At 68.6% G+C, this 17,096-nt stretch carries 14 protein-coding genes and 1 riboswitch; of the genes, 12 read left to right on the top strand and 2 right to left on the bottom strand.

The window, feature by feature from the left end; all coding sequences use genetic code 11:
- Window positions 1-260 precede the first annotated feature (260 nt).
- Window positions 261-2,561 carry a 5-methyltetrahydropteroyltriglutamate--homocysteine S-methyltransferase gene (gene metE, locus ACWCPQ_RS18900; protein WP_449900422.1) on the bottom strand — a complete coding sequence of 767 codons (2,301 nt, stop codon included), beginning with the start codon at window positions 2,559-2,561 and terminating at the stop codon, window positions 261-263.
- A gap of 133 nt (window positions 2,562-2,694) precedes the next feature.
- A riboswitch (cobalamin riboswitch) is annotated at window positions 2,695-2,855 on the bottom strand.
- Window positions 2,856-3,187: 332 nt separating this feature from the next.
- On the opposite strand from metE, the gene ACWCPQ_RS18895 reads away from it, so the two are divergent.
- The 3 genes from ACWCPQ_RS18895 to coaD are packed head-to-tail and all read left to right on the top strand — an operon-like array spanning window position 3,188 to window position 7,665.
- Window positions 3,188-6,586 carry a pyruvate carboxylase gene (locus ACWCPQ_RS18895; protein WP_449900419.1) on the top strand — a complete coding sequence of 1,133 codons (3,399 nt, stop codon included), beginning with the start codon at window positions 3,188-3,190 and terminating at the stop codon, window positions 6,584-6,586.
- Complete coding sequence (gene rsmD, locus ACWCPQ_RS18890) at window positions 6,583-7,176, top strand: 16S rRNA (guanine(966)-N(2))-methyltransferase RsmD (protein WP_449900417.1); 594 nt, start codon at window positions 6,583-6,585, stop codon at window positions 7,174-7,176. The genes ACWCPQ_RS18895 and rsmD overlap by 4 nt, the downstream gene beginning before the upstream one ends.
- Window positions 7,177-7,179: 3 nt before the next feature.
- Entirely contained in the window at window positions 7,180-7,665 is a 486-nt protein-coding gene (gene coaD, locus ACWCPQ_RS18885) for a pantetheine-phosphate adenylyltransferase (RefSeq protein ID WP_449900415.1), read from the top strand.
- Here coaD and ACWCPQ_RS18880 read toward each other — a convergent pair.
- Window positions 7,633-8,208 (bottom strand): GtrA family protein, encoded by a 576-nt coding sequence (locus ACWCPQ_RS18880; protein ID WP_449900413.1) that lies wholly within the window; start codon window positions 8,206-8,208, stop codon window positions 7,633-7,635. The two genes, coaD and ACWCPQ_RS18880, sit on opposite strands and share 33 nt — an antisense overlap.
- Window positions 8,209-8,433: 225 nt before the next feature.
- Here ACWCPQ_RS18880 and ACWCPQ_RS18875 point away from each other — a divergent pair, with 225 nt between their 5' ends.
- From ACWCPQ_RS18875 to ACWCPQ_RS18835, 9 genes are all read left to right on the top strand, one after another.
- Entirely contained in the window at window positions 8,434-9,180 is a 747-nt protein-coding gene (locus ACWCPQ_RS18875) for a DivIVA domain-containing protein (protein WP_449900411.1), read from the top strand.
- Window positions 9,181-10,071: 891 nt separating this feature from the next.
- Entirely contained in the window at window positions 10,072-10,728 is a 657-nt protein-coding gene (locus ACWCPQ_RS18870) for a YceD family protein (protein WP_449900410.1), read from the top strand.
- Between the two features lie 2 nt (window positions 10,729-10,730).
- Window positions 10,731-10,913 carry a 50S ribosomal protein L32 gene (rpmF, locus tag ACWCPQ_RS18865; RefSeq protein WP_449900408.1) on the top strand — a complete coding sequence of 61 codons (183 nt, stop codon included), beginning with the start codon at window positions 10,731-10,733 and terminating at the stop codon, window positions 10,911-10,913.
- Window positions 10,914-10,927: 14 nt separating this feature from the next.
- Window positions 10,928-11,650 carry a ribonuclease III gene (rnc, locus tag ACWCPQ_RS18860; protein WP_449900407.1) on the top strand — a complete coding sequence of 241 codons (723 nt, stop codon included), beginning with the start codon at window positions 10,928-10,930 and terminating at the stop codon, window positions 11,648-11,650.
- Window position 11,651: 1 nt separating this feature from the next.
- On the top strand, window positions 11,652-12,539 hold the full coding sequence (gene mutM, locus ACWCPQ_RS18855) for a bifunctional DNA-formamidopyrimidine glycosylase/DNA-(apurinic or apyrimidinic site) lyase (RefSeq protein WP_449900405.1): 888 nt from the start codon (window positions 11,652-11,654) through the stop codon (window positions 12,537-12,539).
- A gap of 86 nt (window positions 12,540-12,625) precedes the next feature.
- A complete protein-coding gene (locus ACWCPQ_RS18850; protein ID WP_449900402.1) occupies window positions 12,626-13,207 on the top strand; it encodes a dihydrofolate reductase family protein in 582 nt (193 codons plus the stop codon).
- A gap of 3 nt (window positions 13,208-13,210) precedes the next feature.
- Window positions 13,211-14,281 (top strand): PHP domain-containing protein, encoded by a 1,071-nt coding sequence (locus ACWCPQ_RS18845; protein WP_449900400.1) that lies wholly within the window; start codon window positions 13,211-13,213, stop codon window positions 14,279-14,281.
- Between the two features lie 42 nt (window positions 14,282-14,323).
- Window positions 14,324-15,406 (top strand): winged helix DNA-binding domain-containing protein, encoded by a 1,083-nt coding sequence (locus ACWCPQ_RS18840; protein WP_449900398.1) that lies wholly within the window; start codon window positions 14,324-14,326, stop codon window positions 15,404-15,406.
- Between the two features lie 134 nt (window positions 15,407-15,540).
- A complete protein-coding gene (locus tag ACWCPQ_RS18835) occupies window positions 15,541-17,061 on the top strand; it encodes a substrate-binding domain-containing protein (RefSeq protein ID WP_449900395.1) in 1,521 nt (506 codons plus the stop codon).
- The last annotated feature ends 35 nt before the right edge of the window (window positions 17,062-17,096 follow it).

Genomic DNA, 17,096 nt, shown 5'->3' with positions numbered 1-17,096 from the left:
GTGCCGCAGTGTTCGGCGTCAAAACTGGCAACGGTATCGCCGAAGGGGAAGGGGTCGGGTGTCATGGAGGAGAGGCAGAGATGCCGGGCGGTGCGGCGGTCGCTGTCCGCGCCGACGCGATTGCGGCCGGTACTGCGGATGACGCGGACCTGTCCGCAGTGTGTGGCGCGGCGGACGAAACGCCGTGAACCGGGGGCGGGGGAGCTGGAGGGCTGAACGGCCCGGGTCGCGCCGCGTACGACGCGACCCGGACCGCTGATTCAGCGCACGCTGCGGGCGGCGGCCACCATATTGCGCAGGGAGGCTGCCACCTCGGCGGAGCCGCGGGTTTTCAGACCGCAGTCGGGATTGACCCAGAGACGTTCGGCCGGAACGGCTTTCAGCGCCGCGCGCAGCGACGCGGTGATCTCTTCGACGCCGGGGACCCGGGGCGAGTGGATATCGTAGACGCCGGGGCCGATTCCGGCGTCGAAGCCCGACGCGTTCAGATCGTCCAGTACCTCCATATGCGATCGGGCCGCTTCGATCGAGGTCACATCGGCGTCCAGCCCGGCGATCGCCTCGATCACCTCGCCGAATTCCGAGTAGCACAGGTGGGTGTGGATCTGGACGGAATCTGCCACCCCGGAAGTCGCCAACCGGAACGCGTCCACCGACCAGTCGAGGTACGCCCGCTGTTCGGCGGCGCGCAGCGGCAGCAGTTCCCGTAGTGCCGGCTCGTCGACCTGGACGATGCGGATACCCGCGTTCTGCAGATCCACCGTCTCGTCCCGGATGGCCAGTGCCACCTGCCGGGCCGAATCCGCCAGCGGCTGATCGTCGCGGACGAAGGACCAGGCCAGGATCGTGACCGGGCCGGTCAGCATGCCCTTGACCGGTTTATCGGTGAGCGACTGGGCGTAGGTGATCCAGTCCACCGTCATGGCGGCCGGGCGGGAGACGTCACCGAACAGGATCGGTGGGCGTACACAGCGGGTGCCGTAGGACTGCACCCAGCCCAGGTCGGTCGCCGCGAATCCGTCGAGCTGCTCGGCGAAGTACTGCACCATATCGTTGCGTTCCGGCTCACCGTGCACCAGCACATCGAGCTCCAGTTCCTCCTGCAGCGCGATGACCTCGCCGATCTCGCCCCGCATCCGCCGCACGTACTCGGTCCGATCGATCTCGCCGGACCGCAGTGCCGCGCGGGCCAGCCGGATCGCCGAGGTCTGCGGGTAGGAACCGATGGTGGTGGTGGGCAGGGCGGGCAGTCGCAACCGATCCTGCTGCAGGGCCCGACGCTGTTCGGCGGGTGCCCGCCGGACGGCTTCCGGACCCAGTGCCGCCAGCCGGGCGCGCACCTGCGCGTCGGCGAGCCGCGGGTCGGCCCGGCGGCCCGCCGCGGCGGCACGGGCCGCCGCCAGCTCCGCCGCGACGACCTCGGTCCCGGAATTCAGCCCGGTGGCCAGCACCCGCACTTCGGCGATCTTCTCGGCGCCGAAGGCGAGCCAGGAACGCAACGCGTCGTCGAGCCGGGTCTCCACTGCCAGCGAGTACGGGGCGTGCAGTAGTGAGCACGAGGTGGATACCGCCAGGGACCGCACACTGCCCAGCAGAGTGGCCGACGTCGACAGCGCCTCGTCCAGGTCGGTCCGCCAGACATTGCGGCCGTCGACCACACCCGCGACGAGCAGTTTGTGTGCCAGGGCGGGAATCGCCGCGACGGCGGCGATATCGGTACCCGCCACCAGATCGACCGCGATACCTTCGATATCGGTCTCCGCCAGCGCATCCAGCGCCGGTCCCGGGTGGCCGAAATAGGTGGCGACCAGCACGGCCGGGCGGTTCCGCGGCCCGGTCAACTCCGTGTAGACGCGGCGGACAGCCGCCAGCTCGGCCTCGGTGAGGTCGGTGACCAGTGCGGGTTCGTCGAGCTGCACCCAGCTCACCCCCGCTTCGGCCAGCAGGCCGAGCAGTTCCCGGTACAGCGGGATCAGTTCGCCGATACGGTCCAGCGCGCTGCCGCCGGTGGATTTGGCGAGCTTCAGGAAGGTGACCGGTCCGATCACCACCGGCCGGGCCGCGACACCGAGTTCGATCGCCTCCGCCACCTGTGCCAGCAGCGCGCCGGGGTGCAGAGTGAAGGTCGTTCCCGGATCGAGCTCGGGGACCAGGTAGTGGTAGTTCGTATCGAACCACTTGGTCATTTCCAGCGGTTCCACCGACTCGTTGCCGCGCGCGGCCGCGAAATAGCGGTCGAGCGGATCCTCGATCCCGGTCACCCGGGCCGGTAGGGCGCCCAGCAGCACGGCCGTATCGAGCATCTGGTCGTAGTAGGAGAAGGTGCCGACGGGGATCGAATCCAGGCCGGCGGCGGCCAGCTCGGCGTACTGGTCGCGGCGCAGAGCGCGCCCGGCCTCGTGCAGCGCCGCCGCGTCGATACGCCCGGCCCAATAGGACTCGGTCGCGCGTTTGAGTTCCCGGCGCGGGCCCACCCGGGGAAGTCCGAGAACCGTTGCGGTGAAAGGGTTTTGCGAGATAACAGTCACGGTATCGCTCCAGTGCTGAAGTGCGACGACCATCGCCGTTCCCGGACGCACGGCACCGATGAGACCCCGGACGACCGGCCGCGCGGGCGGGTCGGATGTCAGCACTGGTGGCGGCGCCTGATCCACGAGGCGGTGGCCACCGGATACGGCGTACCCGGTACAACCGGCAGGTCTTCGGACTCGCGGGCACCGGCCGATACGGCCGACCTACTGGCCGTCGCTTCCCGGGCGGTACACCCAGTGCTCATGACGGCGGTCGTTCCTGCTCACCGCTGCGGGACAGTTCCGGATTCCCACCGGATTCCCTCTCACCCGCGTGTTGCGGGCTTCGGCGCCGGGGCGGACGTTCGGGGCTCCTCGTCGTCCGGCCGGCGGACCAGCTGCGTGGACCACAATAACGTGGGCGCGCCGAACTGCCCAGGGCGGTAGGGCCGGTGCCCGACCGGGGCGGGCTTCGCATTCCTTCGCAAAATCGGCCGCGTCCGGCGGGAAGCCGGGAAATCGCAGCACCGGAGGATACGCACAGGCCGGGGTTGTGGGTCGTGAGATATGACGGTGCGGTGAACAAGACTTCGCAGCGTTGCCATACGCAGCTGTGAAGATCCTGCCAAGTGGACTTCGCTGTCGATCCTGGCTGTGGCGCCGGGTACGTTGGTCCAATGTTCTCGAAAGTCTTGGTTGCCAACCGCGGCGAAATCGCCATCCGAGCCTTCCGCGCGGCGTACGAGCTCGGTGTCGGGACGGTTGCCGTCTTCCCGCACGAAGACCGCAATTCGGTCCACCGCCTGAAGGCCGACGAGGCATACGAGATCGGTGAGGAAGGCCATCCGGTCCGGGCCTACCTCTCGGTCGAGGCGATCATCGAGGCCGCCGCGACAGCGGGCGCCGATGCGATCTACCCGGGGTACGGGTTCCTCTCGGAGAATCCGGATCTGGCCGCCGCGTGCGCCCGGGCGGGAATCACCTTCATCGGTCCCTCCGCCGAGGTCCTCGAACTGGCCGGTAACAAGGCGCGTGCGATCGCCGCGGCAAAGGCGGCCGGACTGCCGGTGCTGGATTCGAGCGCTCCTTCGGCCGATGTGACGGAGCTGCTGGCGGCCGCGGAGACCATGGAGTTCCCGGTATTCGTGAAGGCTGTCGCCGGCGGCGGTGGGCGTGGGATGCGGCGGGTCGCCGAGCGGTCGGGGCTGCGGGAGGCGATCGAGGCCGCTTCGCGCGAGGCCGAATCGGCGTTCGGCGATCCGACGGTGTTCCTGGAGCAGGCCGTGGTGAATCCCCGGCATATCGAGGTGCAGATCCTGGCCGATACACAGGGCAATGTGATGCACCTGTTCGAGCGGGACTGTTCGCTGCAGCGGCGGCATCAGAAGGTGATCGAGCTGGCGCCGGCGCCGAATCTGGACCCGGAACTGCGGGACCGGATCTGCGCGGACGCAGTGGCCTTCGCACGGCAGATCGGGTACAGCTGCGCGGGCACGGTGGAATTCCTGCTCGACGAGCGCGGGAACCACGTGTTCATCGAGATGAACCCGCGAATCCAGGTGGAACATACGGTGACCGAGGAGATCACCGATGTGGATCTGGTGCAGTCGCAGCTGCGGATCGCGGCCGGGGAGAGCCTGGCCGATCTGGGATTGAGCCAGGACACGGTGACCATTCGGGGCGCGGCGTTGCAATGCCGGATCACCACCGAGGACCCGGCCAACGGTTTCCGTCCCGATACCGGTCGCATCACCGCGTACCGCACTCCGGGCGGCGCCGGGATCCGGCTCGACGGTGGCGCCAACCTCGGCGCCGAGATCGGCGCCTACTTCGATTCCATGCTGGTGAAACTCACCTGCCGGGGCCGTGATTTCCCGGCCGCGGTGGCACGGGCGCGGCGCGCGCTGATGGAGTTCCGTATCCGCGGGGTCACCACCAATATCCCGTTCCTGCTCGCCGTGCTCGACGACGAGGATTTCACCGCGGGCCGGATCACCACCTCGTTCATCGACGAACGCCCGGAACTGCTGGCCACCCGCGAGCCCGCCGACCGCGGCACCAAGATCCTGAACTACCTGGCCGATGTCACGGTCAACAAACCGCACGGCGCCCGGCCCACTGCGGTGTACCCGCACGACAAACTGCCCGCGATCGACCTGTCGGTGCCGCCGCCGGACGGTTCGCGGCAGAAACTGCTGACGCTGGGCCCCGAGGGTTTTGCCCGAGCGCTGCGGGAACAGAAGGCGGTCGGGGTCACCGATACCACCTTCCGCGATGCCCATCAGTCGCTGCTGGCGACCCGGGTACGCACCAACGGCCTGCTCGATGTGGCCGGGCACGTGGCGCGGCTGACCCCGGAACTGTTGTCGATCGAGGCGTGGGGCGGGGCTACCTACGATGTGGCGCTGCGATTCCTGTACGAGGATCCGTGGGAGCGGCTGGCGGCGTTGCGCGAGGCGGTCCCGAACATCTGCCTGCAGATGCTGCTGCGCGGCCGTAACACCGTCGGCTACACCCCCTACCCGGAGCGGGTCACCCGGGCCTTCGTGGCCGAGGCCACCGATACCGGCATCGATATCTTCCGCATCTTCGACGCGCTGAACAATGTGGACCAGATGCGCCCGGCCATCGATGCGGTCCGCGAAACCGGCACCGCGATCGCCGAAGTGGCGCTCAGCTACACCGGTGATCTCGCCGACCCGGACGAGAAGCTCTACACCCTGGACTATTACCTCAAGCTGGCCGAACAGATCGTGGACGCGGGTGCGCACGTGCTGGCGATCAAGGATATGGCCGGACTGTTGCGGGCGCCGGCCGCGGTGAAACTGGTGACCGCGCTGCGCAGCAATTTCGATCTGCCGGTCCATGTGCACACCCACGACACCCCCGGCGGGCAGCTGGCAACCTATCTCGCCGCCTGGCAGGCGGGCGCGGACGCGGTCGACGGCGCCTCGGCAGCGATGGCCGGAACCACCAGCCAGCCCGCGCTCTCGGCGATCGTGGCCGCCGCCGCGCACAGCGAATACGACACCGGGCTGAACCTGCGCAATGTCTGCGATCTCGAGCCCTATTGGGAGGCGCTGCGCAAGGTGTACGCGCCGTTCGAGTCGGGGCTGCCCGCGCCCACCGGTCGCGTCTACACCCACGAGATCCCCGGCGGCCAGCTGTCGAATCTGCGGCAGCAGGCCATCGCGCTGGGCCTGGGCGACCGATTCGAGGATGTGGAAGCGAAATACGCGGCCGCGGACCGGTTGCTGGGCCGGCTCATCAAGGTGACCCCGTCCTCCAAGGTCGTCGGTGATCTCGCGCTGTCGCTGGTGGGCTCCGGGACCGATATCGAGGATTTCGCCGCCGACCCGGGCCGGTTCGATATCCCCGATTCGGTGATCGGTTTCCTGCGCGGTGAACTCGGCACCCCGGCCGGTGGCTGGCCCGAACCGTTCCGGGAGCGGGCGCTGGCCGGACGCAGCGCCGCCAAACCCGTGGTGGAACTGTCCGCCGCGGACGAAGCCGGCCTGGCCGGTACCTCCGACGAACGGCGTGCGACCCTGAACCGGCTGCTGTTTCCCGGCCCGACCGCGGAATTCCTGGCGCACCGGGAGAAGTACGGCGATACCACCGGCCTGTCGGCCAACCAGTTCTTCTACGGTCTGCGGCACGGCGAGGAACACCGCGTCCAACTGGAGAAGGGTGTCATCCTGCTCATCGGCTTGGAAGCGATCGCCGAACCCGACGAGCGCGGTATGCGTACGGTGATGTGCATCCTCAACGGCCAGCTGCGCCCGGTCTCGGTGCGCGACCGTTCCATCGCCAGCGAGATCCCGGCGGCGGAAAAGGCGGACAAGAACAATCCGCACCACATCGCGGCGCCGTTCGCCGGTGTGGTGACCCTGACCGTGGCCGAAGGGGAAACCGTGGCCTCGGGCGACACCATAGGCACCATCGAGGCCATGAAGATGGAGGCCGCCATCACCGCCCCGCGCGGCGGCGTGGTGGGCCGGGTCGCCATCGCGCAGGTGCAGCAGGTCGAAGGCGGTGATCTGCTCGTCGAGCTGGGCGAGCGTGAATCCGAATGACCCGGATCGTCGCCGGAAAAGCCGGTGGGCGGCGCCTGAAGGTACCGCCCGCCGGGACCAGGCCCACCTCGGATCGGGTGCGGGAGGCGTTGTTCTCCTCGATCGAGGCCCGGATGGATCTCGCCGGTGTGCGGGTGCTCGACCTCTACGCCGGCTCCGGTGCGCTCGGATTGGAAGCGCTGTCCCGGGGCGCCGCGGCCGCACTGCTGGTCGAATCCGACCGGCGGGCCGCCGGAGTGTTACGCGCCAATATCGCCGAACTCGGGTTCGGTGACGCGCAGGTGCGGATCGGAACGGTGGCCCAGGTGCTCGGGCACAGTGCCGCAGATGCCTACGACCTCGTTTTCGCCGATCCGCCCTACGATCTGCCCACCGCCGCGGTGCAGGCCGATCTCACGGCGTTGGCCGCGCACGGGTGGTTGTCCGAGGACGCGCTACTGCTGGTGGAACGGTCCGCGCGGTCCGCCGAGATCGATTGGCCCGCACGATTCGAAGCCCGGTCGGCACGCCGCTACGGCGAGACCCGGATCGAGTCGGCGGTATACCTCGGCGCGGACCGGGCCGGACCGGGCGAACCTGCTAGCGTCTGACCCATGGCAGGAGCTTTGTGCCCGGGGTCGTTCGATCCGGTGACCAACGGCCACCTCGATGTGTTCCGGCGGGTCGCCGAGCAGTTCGACGAGGTCGTCATCACGGTGATGATCAACAAGAAGAAACAGGGCATGTTCGACATCGACGAGCGCATCGAGATGCTCCGTGATGCCACCGCGGACCTCCCGAACGTCCGGGTCGCCTCCTGGCACGGCCTGCTGGTCGACTTCGCCCGGGAACAGGGCATCACCGCCATCGTCAAGGGCCTGCGCGACGCCGGTGATTTCGGCTACGAACTCCAGATGGCGCAGATGAACAAGAAGCTCTCCGGGGTGGACACCTTCTTCATCGCCACCAACCCCGGATACAGCTATCTGTCCAGCTCCCTGGTCAAAGAAGTGGCGGCGTTCGGCGGCGACGTCAGCGATATGCTGCCGCCCCTGGTGCACAAGCGACTACTCGACCGGCTGGCCGAGCGCGCGAGCTGAACCGGACCGCTGCGCGGTCACTTCCCGGGCCCGCTGCAGCGGCCGGAACACCAGACCGCGCAATGCCAGGAAGCGCAGGCCGCCGACCCCGGCGCTGATCGCCAGAACGGCGCCGGCCTGCGCGGGTTCGTTCAAGGTGGGCGACAGTATTTCCAGCGAGGCGAGGGCCGCGGTGCTGATCCCCAGGCCCAGCAGCGCCAATCCGCCACCCTCCCACTGCGCGGTGAACCAGCCGACCCGCTCGGCCGCGTGGAAGGTGAGCCGGCGATGCAGTTCGTTCGCCAGAACGGTGCTCACCACCGACCCCGCCACATTGGCCGCCAACGTTCCCACACCGGCGAGGGTCAGGAACAGCAGCACATAGGAGATATTGCTCAATCCGCCGACCAGTGCGAAACGAATCAACTGTGGGAACGCGCGGTCGCCGCGCAGATATCGCAGGAGACGCTGCTGCCAGGCAGCCACAACGGTCGGTTCCGGCCAATCGATCTCCAGATCCCCGGTCGTCAGTGCCGTGGACGGAGGCATCTGCAGGATGGTCATGGGTGGTTCCGATCGGGCAAGGGACAGGCAGCCCGCCCGCGTGGCGGTTGGGCTCCCTACGAATCTAACACCAAGCGGAGGGCAGGTCTCCAGTTGATTGTGTGACTCTGCAGATATCGGGCGGAACGGGCGACACACCGAAATCAGGTTCGGCGCATCGACCGGCCCGGGGCACACTGGGAACGGCGTGATGTGTCGCCGATGGTCAGCAGGAGGACAGTGAGCATGTACCGGGTATTCGAGGCGCTCGACGAACTGGTCGCCATAGTCGAGGAAGCGCGCGGGATCCCCGCGACGCGCAACTGCATCGTCCCGCGGCCGGAAACACTCGACCTGCTGGACGATGTCCGCGACGCGCTGCCCACCGAGATCGACGACGCCCAAGATGTCCTCGACCACCGGGACAAGATCGTCGACGATGCCCGCGGCCTGGCCGAGGACACCATCCGATCCGCCGACGAACAAGCCGCCGGCACCGTGACCGATGCCCGCGCCGAAGCCGACCGGATCCTCGCCGAAGCCAAAGCGCACGCCGACCGCATGGTCGCCGAAGCCACCGCACACTCCGACCGGATGGTCGATACCGCCACCGCCGAAGCCGAACGCCTCGTCTCCGACGCCAAAGCCGAATACGAGGCGGTCACCGGCCGGGCCCGAGCCGAAGCCGAACGGACCGTCGAAGCCGGCCAGGCCTCCTACGACCGCTCGGTCGCCGACGGACAGGCCGAACAGCGGCGACTGGTGGAAGACACCGAGGTGGTGCGCGCCGCACACGCCGAATCGGCCCGCATCATCGACACCGCGCACGCCGACGCCGACCGCATGCGCGCCGACTGCGACCACTACGTCGACACCAAACTCGCCGAATTCGAGGAAACCCTCGGCGGCGCCCTGCGCACCGTCGGCCGCGGCCGCCAGCAACTGCGCAACGGAGCCGGTGTCCCGGATTACGCCGCCGAGTTCCGGCGGTGAGCTGTGTTTGTTTGCCCCGCCTTCGGCGGGGCGGGGCGGGGCCCTATTGACCCCGGTTCTTCACTCCTACGCTCAGTCGCTGCGCTCCTTCGCTTCGTCGCTCCAGAACCGGGGCGGGCCCCGCCTTTGTGGTGGGCTCCGCCTCCGGCGTCGTTGGTCGGGCCCTTGGTGATCCCAGTTTTTACTCCGGTGATCGCTCCCTCGCTTCAGAACGGGGGCGGGCTGTGTTTGTTGCCCCGCCTGCGGCGGGGCTTGTCGGGGCCCTCGTGGCCGGGTCTTCACTCCGGCGGTCGGTCGTTGGCTCCCTCGCTCTGTCGCTTCGAAACGGGGCGGGCCCCGACCACAGGGGTGGCGTCCGGCGTAGGTGGGGAGGTGTCGACGTGGGCGGCGGTTGTCGGGGGTGGGCTCCCGGCCCTGCGCGGCTCGCACCTCGCGCTCGGAGATTTCACGGCTCTCGGGCTGGTCGACCGGACTCCGGCCGGGCTGCACCACGCGCCTGATGGTCCGACCACCCCGGTCCGGGGTTTATGAGCGGTGGAGGACCGGTCACGGCGACTGCGGGGACTTGCTGCTCGGTTCGTCCGCTCGGTGATCTGCGTGTCCGGAGGGGAGTGGGCGTGGGTGGGTGTGCGGCCGAATACTTCGGTGGTCCGCGGCATCGGCGGTGCGGAGTGCTGCCGGATCGCTACTGCCGTTGCGGGTCTTGTGCGCTCGATCGGCCGTTCGGCTTCTCTGTTCTCCCGCTACCGCGCCGGGCTGAGCGCCGACCAGTGCCTATCGGCCGCCGCCGTCGAGTTTTGCCGGGGTGATCGGTTCACGTACTGTGGTGTGGTTGCTCGCCGATTCCGGCGCAAACCCAACAGCCCGAACCGTCCAGTGGAGTGTTCTTCGATGCCTGCCGATACGACCGCGCGATCGCGTTCCGGTGCGCCACGTGCGCACGGTTCGGGTTTTGTGCTGGATGTCCGCAGCCTCGGTCGCGCCCCGGGATCCATGCGCGAACTGCGGCGGACGGTCACCACGACCGAACCACTCGGGCTCGACCTGATCGGGGTGCCCGTCGGCGCCGAGGTCGAACTGGATCTGCGGTTGCAGTCGGTATCGGAGGGGGTGCTCGTCACCGGGACGCTCGATGCGCCGGTCGCCGGCGAATGCTCCCGCTGTCTCGAACAGTTCACCGATACGGTCCAGCTGTCGCTGACCGAACTGTTCGCCTACCCCGACAGCGCCACCGACCAGACCGCCGCCGCCGACGAGGTCTATCGGATGAGCGACGATCTCATCGACCTGGAACCCCTGGTGGTGGACCAGCTCGGGCTGGAACTGCCGCTGCAGCCGCTGTGTTCCCCGGACTGTCAGGGCCTGTGCCCGGAGTGCGGGGTTCGGATGGCGATTGCGGGTTCCGATCACCGGCATGAGATACTTGATCCCCGCTGGGCCGGGCTGGCGAAATTCGCCCCCGGATCGCCCGGCAGCGGCAGCCCCGACGAGGGTGCGGCCGCCGGAGACCATTCCGATACAGCACGTAACAGTACAGAGGAGAACTAGTCGTGGCCGTTCCCAAGCGCCGGATGTCCCGTTCCAACACCCGGTCGCGGCGCAGCCAGTGGAAGGCCGCCGCTCCCACCCTGATCACCTGCCCGAACCGGGCCTGTGGCCAGAAGACCCCGCCGCATATCGCGTGCCCCTCCTGCGGTACCTACAAGGGCCGCCAGGTCACCTCGGCCGTCTGACCCGCGGTCAACCGTTGACCGCGGGTAAAGACGAATCCGGCGAGCCGAGCGACCACGCGAATCTGCTCGCCGCGCTGGGTGTGCAGGTGCAGCCCGAGTTGCTGCGCCTGGCGCTGACACATCGCTCGTACGCGTACGAGAACGGTGGACTGCCGACCAACGAGCGGCTCGAGTTCCTCGGCGATTCGGTGCTCGGACTGAGCATCACCGAACGGCTCTACCATGAGCACCCGGAGAAATCCGAAGGCGAATTGGCGAAGCTGCGCGCGAGTGTGGTGAACATGCACGCACTGGCCGAGGTCGCGCGGAATCTGGGCGACGGCGGGCTGGGTGTCCATCTGCTGCTCGGTAAGGGCGAGGAACTCACCGGTGGCCGGGACAAGCCCAGCATCCTCGCCGACGGTATGGAGTCACTGCTCGGCGCCGTCCACCTGGAGCACGGGATCGATGTGGCGCGCGAGGTCGTACTGCGACTGTTCGCGGATCTGCTCGAGCGCGGACCCCGGATGGGCGCCGGGCTGGATTTCAAGACCAGCCTGCAGGAGCTGACAGCCGAACGTGGGCTCGGCGTGCCGAGCTACGAGATCACCTCCACCGGCCCCGACCACGACAAGGAATTCACCGCGACCACCGTGATCGCCGGGGAAGCATACGGTCAGGGGATCGGCCGGTCGAAGAAGGAAGCCGAGCAGAAGGCGGCGGGCGCGGCCTACCGCGCGTTGACCGGCGAATCCTGAGGTGCCCGAACTCCCCGAGGTCGAGGTCGTACGCCGCGGCCTGACCGAGCATCTGTGCGGGCGCACCGTCGAATCGGTGACCGTCACCCATCCACGGTCGGTACGCCGGCATGTGGCGGGCGCCGCCGATATGGCGGCCCGGCTGACCGGTTTGTCGGTGGCCGCGGCCGAGCGCCGCGGTAAATACCTGTGGCTCACCTTCGCCGAACCCGACGGCACATCCGCCGATACCGCGCTCGTCGTCCATCTGGGGATGAGCGGGCAGATGCTGGTACAGCCCGCCGATGCGCCGGTGGAGAAGCACGCGCACATCCGGGCGACCCTCGACGACGGCCACGAACTACGGTTCGTCGATCAGCGCACCTTCGGTGGCTGGGTGCTGGCACCGCTGGTGGAGGTCGACGGCGCTCTGCTACCCGATCTGCTGGCCCATATCGCCCGGGATCCGCTGGATCCCCGCTTCGACGACGACCGGGTGGTCGGGGTGTTGCGGACCAAGAACACCGAGATCAAGCGAGTGCTGCTGGATCAGTCGGTGGTCTCCGGTATCGGCAACATCTACGCCGACGAGGCATTGTGGCGGGCGAAACTGCACGGCGGGCGGATCGCCTCGACGCTCACCCGTCCGGTACTGCGGGGTCTGCTCGCCGAGGCGCGAGCGGTGATGACCGACGCACTCGCCGCCGGCGGCACCTCCTTCGACGCCCTGTATGTGAATGTGAACGGCGAATCCGGCTACTTCGAACGGGCGCTGGCGGTCTACGGCCGCGGTGACCGGCCCTGCACACGGTGCGGAGCGGTGATCGTGCGGGAGAAGTTCATGAACCGCTCGTCCTTTTCCTGCCCACGCTGCCAGCCGCCGGCGCGCGGACGCCGCGTCGCCTCCTGAGGAGGCCCTCGCGCGCGGACCGGCCGCGGGTTACGGTGGGCCTCGGCGAGATCATCGATCCGGTCCGTCCGGGAGGCAGGCAGGCCATGCGCAAGCTCACCTACTACGTCGCGGCCACCATCGACGGGTTCATAGCCACCGAGGACGGCTCGGTGGATTTCTTCCCGGTCGGTGGCGATCACGGGCCCGCCATCACGGCGCAGTACCCGGAGACTCTGCCCTCGCGGGTCCGGGAATCGCTGGGCATCGTCAAACGCAACGAGAACTTCGACACCGTGATCATGGGCCGCCGGACCCACGACTTCGGCGTCCGGACCGGTACCGCGAGCCCGTACGCGCATCTGCGGCAGTACGTCGTGTCGACCACGCTCACGGCCCGCCCGGATCCCGCGGTGGAACTGATCCAGACCGATCCGCTGGCCGCGGTGGCCGCGCTCAAGCGGGAGCGGGGCCTCGGTATCTGGTTGTGCGGTGGCGGTGAGCTGGCCCGCGCGCTGCTCCCGGAAATCGATCAGATCTTCCTGAAGTTGTATCCGATCGTGCTGGGCCAGGGGCGGCCGTTGTTCGGTACCGGGCCACAGCTCCCGGATCCGGCGAATTTCCGCGTGATCACCAGCCAGGTTTTCGAGGACGGTGTCGCCTTCGTGAAATACGGCAGGGCGAGGTAGCCGGTGACCCCGGCGGTGGAGCCGGACGAGCCGGAGCAGGCCGGGAAGGCCGCTCCGGATCCGATCGCCGCGCTGCGCGAGATCGGCTTCTGGCTCGAACGCGGCCGGGAGCCGACGCACCGGGTGAAGGCGTACCGGCGGGCCGCCGATATCCTCGCCGGACTCGACGACGCCGCGGCCGAGGGACACCGCCGGGACCACAGCTGGCAGGAACTGTCGGGGATCGGCCCGAAAACCGCCGCCGTGATCGAGGAGGCGTACGCCGGGACGGTGCCGCGCTACCTCGCCGAACTGCGCTCCGCCGCGAAGCCGGTCGGTCCCGAGGGCGTATCGCTGCGCACGAGGCTGCGCGGCGATCTGCACACCCACTCCGACTGGTCCGACGGTGGCAGCCCGATTGCCGAGATGATGGCGTGCGCGGCCGCGCTCGGACACGAGTACTGCGCCCTGACCGACCATTCGCCGCGGCTCACCGTGGCCAACGGGCTTTCCGCGCAACGATTGCGGCGGCAACTGGACGTGGTGGCCGAACTGAACGCGGAACTGGCACCATTTCGGGTCCTGACCGGGATCGAGGTCGATATCCTCGACGACGGTTCGCTCGACCAGGACGCGGATCTGCTCGCCGAACTGGATATCGTCGTCGCCAGCGTGCATTCGCGATTGCGCGACGACGCCGACACCATGACCCGGCGGATGGTGTACGCGGTGGCGAATCCGAATGTCGATGTGCTCGGCCACTGCACCGGGCGGCTCGTCGAGGGCGGGCGCGGCACCCGGCCGGAATCGGAATTCGACCCGCGGATCGTATTCGAGGCCTGCCGCCGCTTCGGCACCGCGGTCGAGATCAACTCGCGGCCCGAGCGCCGGGATCCGCCGTCGCGGCTGATCCGGCTCGCGCTCGAGATGGGTTGTGAGTTCTCGATCGATACCGACGCGCACGCGCCCGGGCAGCTGGACTGGCAGGGGTACGGATGCGTTCGCGCGGTGGCCGCCGGAGTGCCGCCGGAGCGGATCGTCAACACCCGTCCGATGGCCGAACTGCTGGAGTGGACGCGTACACCGGGCGGATGACCAGCGGCGCGTCTGTCGGTGGGCACGGCCATAATGCCCGATATGCGGGAACTCTCACTGCGCGAGCTGAACCGGACGCTGTTGGTGCGTCAGCATCTCGCGGCCCGGACCGGGCAGACACCCTACGAGGTCATCCGGCAGCTGGTGGCGGTGCAGGGGCAGGAACCGAATTGGCCGTATATCGGACTGTGGTCGCGGCTGTCCCGGTTCGAGCACGGTGATCTCGCCGCGCTGCTGCACGACCGGGAACTGGTCCGCTCCACGACTCTCCGGCGCACAGTGCATCTCAGTACCGCGGCGGATTTCCGCTGGCTGCGCCCGACCGTGCAGTCGTATGTGGCGGGCGCGCTGAACACCGCCTACTACCGTGACGAGATCGCCGGGCTCGAACTGTCCGCGCTGGCCACCGCCGGTCGCGAACTGGCATCGGGCCGGTGGAGATCGCGGCGTGAGCTGGGTCTGCTGCTGGCCGACCGGTTTCCGCAGCGGCACACCCGGCGGCTCGCCGAAACCGTGGAGGTACTGGTGCCGATGGCGCACGGTGCCGAAACCGGCGAATGGGGCCGTTGGCGCAACCGGTCGGTGACCGTCGGCCCGGCCGAGGAATGGATCGGGGCGGCGCTGGGCGAGCCGGACCCCGCCACACTGGTCCTGCGTTATCTGGCGGTTTTCGGGCCGGCGACCGTCGCCGATGCCCAGGCATGGTCGGGGCTGTCCCGGCTCGCCGAGGTGTTCGCGACCCTGCGGTCACGGTTACGGACGCTGCGTGGTCCCGGGGGAGTCGAACTGTTCGATATGCCGGACGCCCCGCTGGCCGAGGCCGATCTCGCCGTGCCCGTGCGGTTCCTGCCCGCGTTCGACAACGCGTTGCTGGGCTACAAGGATCGTCGCCGCATCATCGCCGAGGACGATCGCCGGCGCATCGCGGCCGAGGGCTCGGCCGGCGTCCCGGTATACCTTGTCGACGGTTTCGCGCACGGCAGGTGGTCGCTGGACGGCCCGGATATCCGTATCCGGCCGTGGTATCCGCTGCGACCGGATACCCACGCCGAACTCGCGGCCGAGGCGCGGCGGCTGCTCGAATTCGCCGGTGCCGGTGCCGGCGGTGGGCTGGTCGTCGAATGAGACGATGAGCCGGTCCCACCATCGGTGACCGGGTGGTGAACGTCGGCCGAACAGTTCCCGCGTCCCGCCGGTTTCGCGGTGCTGTATCCAAAGATGGTGTGAGCTGTTTCGATTCGGGGGATTGGTGATCACTGGTGCGCGAACTGCTGCTCGATCTCGTTCTCCCGCTCGCGGGTATCGCGATACCGGTGGGTGCGTTCGTGTGGGAGTTCGTCTTCGTCGGCCGGAAACGACTCGGCTGGCGGGTGCAGATGGACACGCCGGTCACCGGCGAGGCCGAGTCCGGGCACGCGGGCGCGCTGCGGCAGCTCCGGCAGACCGTCGAGGGGACCGAACGCAACCTCAAGGATCTGTCGGTGGTGCTCGTGCGGATCGAGAACAACGGTGCCACCGCCATCGATGCCGCCGACTATGTGACCGCGCAGCACAATCGAGCCGGTCTACATCTACAGTTCCCGGGCCGCAAGGTGATCGGACTGGCGGTCACCGAACTCAGCAATCAGGGGCTGGCCGTCTGTTTCGAACCGGATTCGGGGTTCGGGCATCGGCAACTCGACCACGGCGACGGCGTGATCGATCTGCCCAAGGTCCCGCTGAACCGCAACGACCACTACAAAATCCTCGCCGCCCTGGAACGCACAACCGGGACCGATCCGTATCCCGACCCGATCATGCAGGGTGTGGTGACCGGCGGCGGGATCGCCAAAACCAAAGGCCGGACCGGGGTTTCGCTGCTGATGGTGGCGCTCACCGGATTCCTCGTCCTGGTCATCGCGACGATGACAGTGCTCGATATCGCCGAGCCCGAACCCGCGCCCCTGGGCTGTGCGACCGGTGAACTGACCGTCGTGGGCTCCACCGCGTTCGAACCCGTGATCCGCGAGGCGGCCCGTCTCTACGAGCAGACCTGCCCCGGCGCCCGGTTCGATTTCGGGTTCGAAGGCAGTGAGCGCGGTATGGCCCGGCTCGAGGACGAAGCCGGCGGGGCCGGCCGCCTGCTGGCGATCGGTGACGCACCCAAGGGGGCGGACTATCCGGCTCTGGTGCAGCGGCCGCTGGCGGTATCAGTGTTCTCGGTGGTGGTGCATCCGGGCACGGGGGTGCGGGATCTGACGGCCGGGCAGATCCGCGATCTGTTCCAGGGGCGGGTGTCGAACTGGCGGGAGGTCGGCGGGGCCGATCAACCGGTACGGATCGTCAACCGCTATCCCGGTTCGGGCTCCCGCGCGACCTTCGAAACCCGCCTGCTCGATTCCACGCAACCGCCGGAACCCGGGCTGACCTGCCGCGAACTGCGCCGGGACGCAGCGCCCGGACGCTGCCAGACGCTCTACACCGACGATATGCTCGCCGAGGTCGCCGCCACCGCCGGCGCGATCGGCTACAGCGAATCCGCCGATGCCGCCGACGCTCCCGGGGTGGGCGAAGTGCTGATCGACGGCCGGCCCGCCACCCGGGTGGAGGTGACCGAGCACGGTTATCCGTTCTGGGGAGTGGAGTACGCGTTCGGTCACGGTGATTTCGCGCCGGGTTCGCTGGGGGCCGGTTTCCTGCGGTTCCTGCTGGATGAGGCCGGTCGGGATGTCATCCGGTCCAACGGCAACCTACCGTGCGCCGAACTCGCGGACCCGGCACAGTGCCGGCCCCGCAGCTGACGTCGCCTCCGCGGCTCGCGCCCGAGGTGCTGCCG

This window comes from Nocardia sp. NPDC001965, from assembly GCF_053594175.1.
Note: the sequence above shows the minus strand (reverse complement) of the source record. Positions and strands in the feature narration are given on the sequence as shown.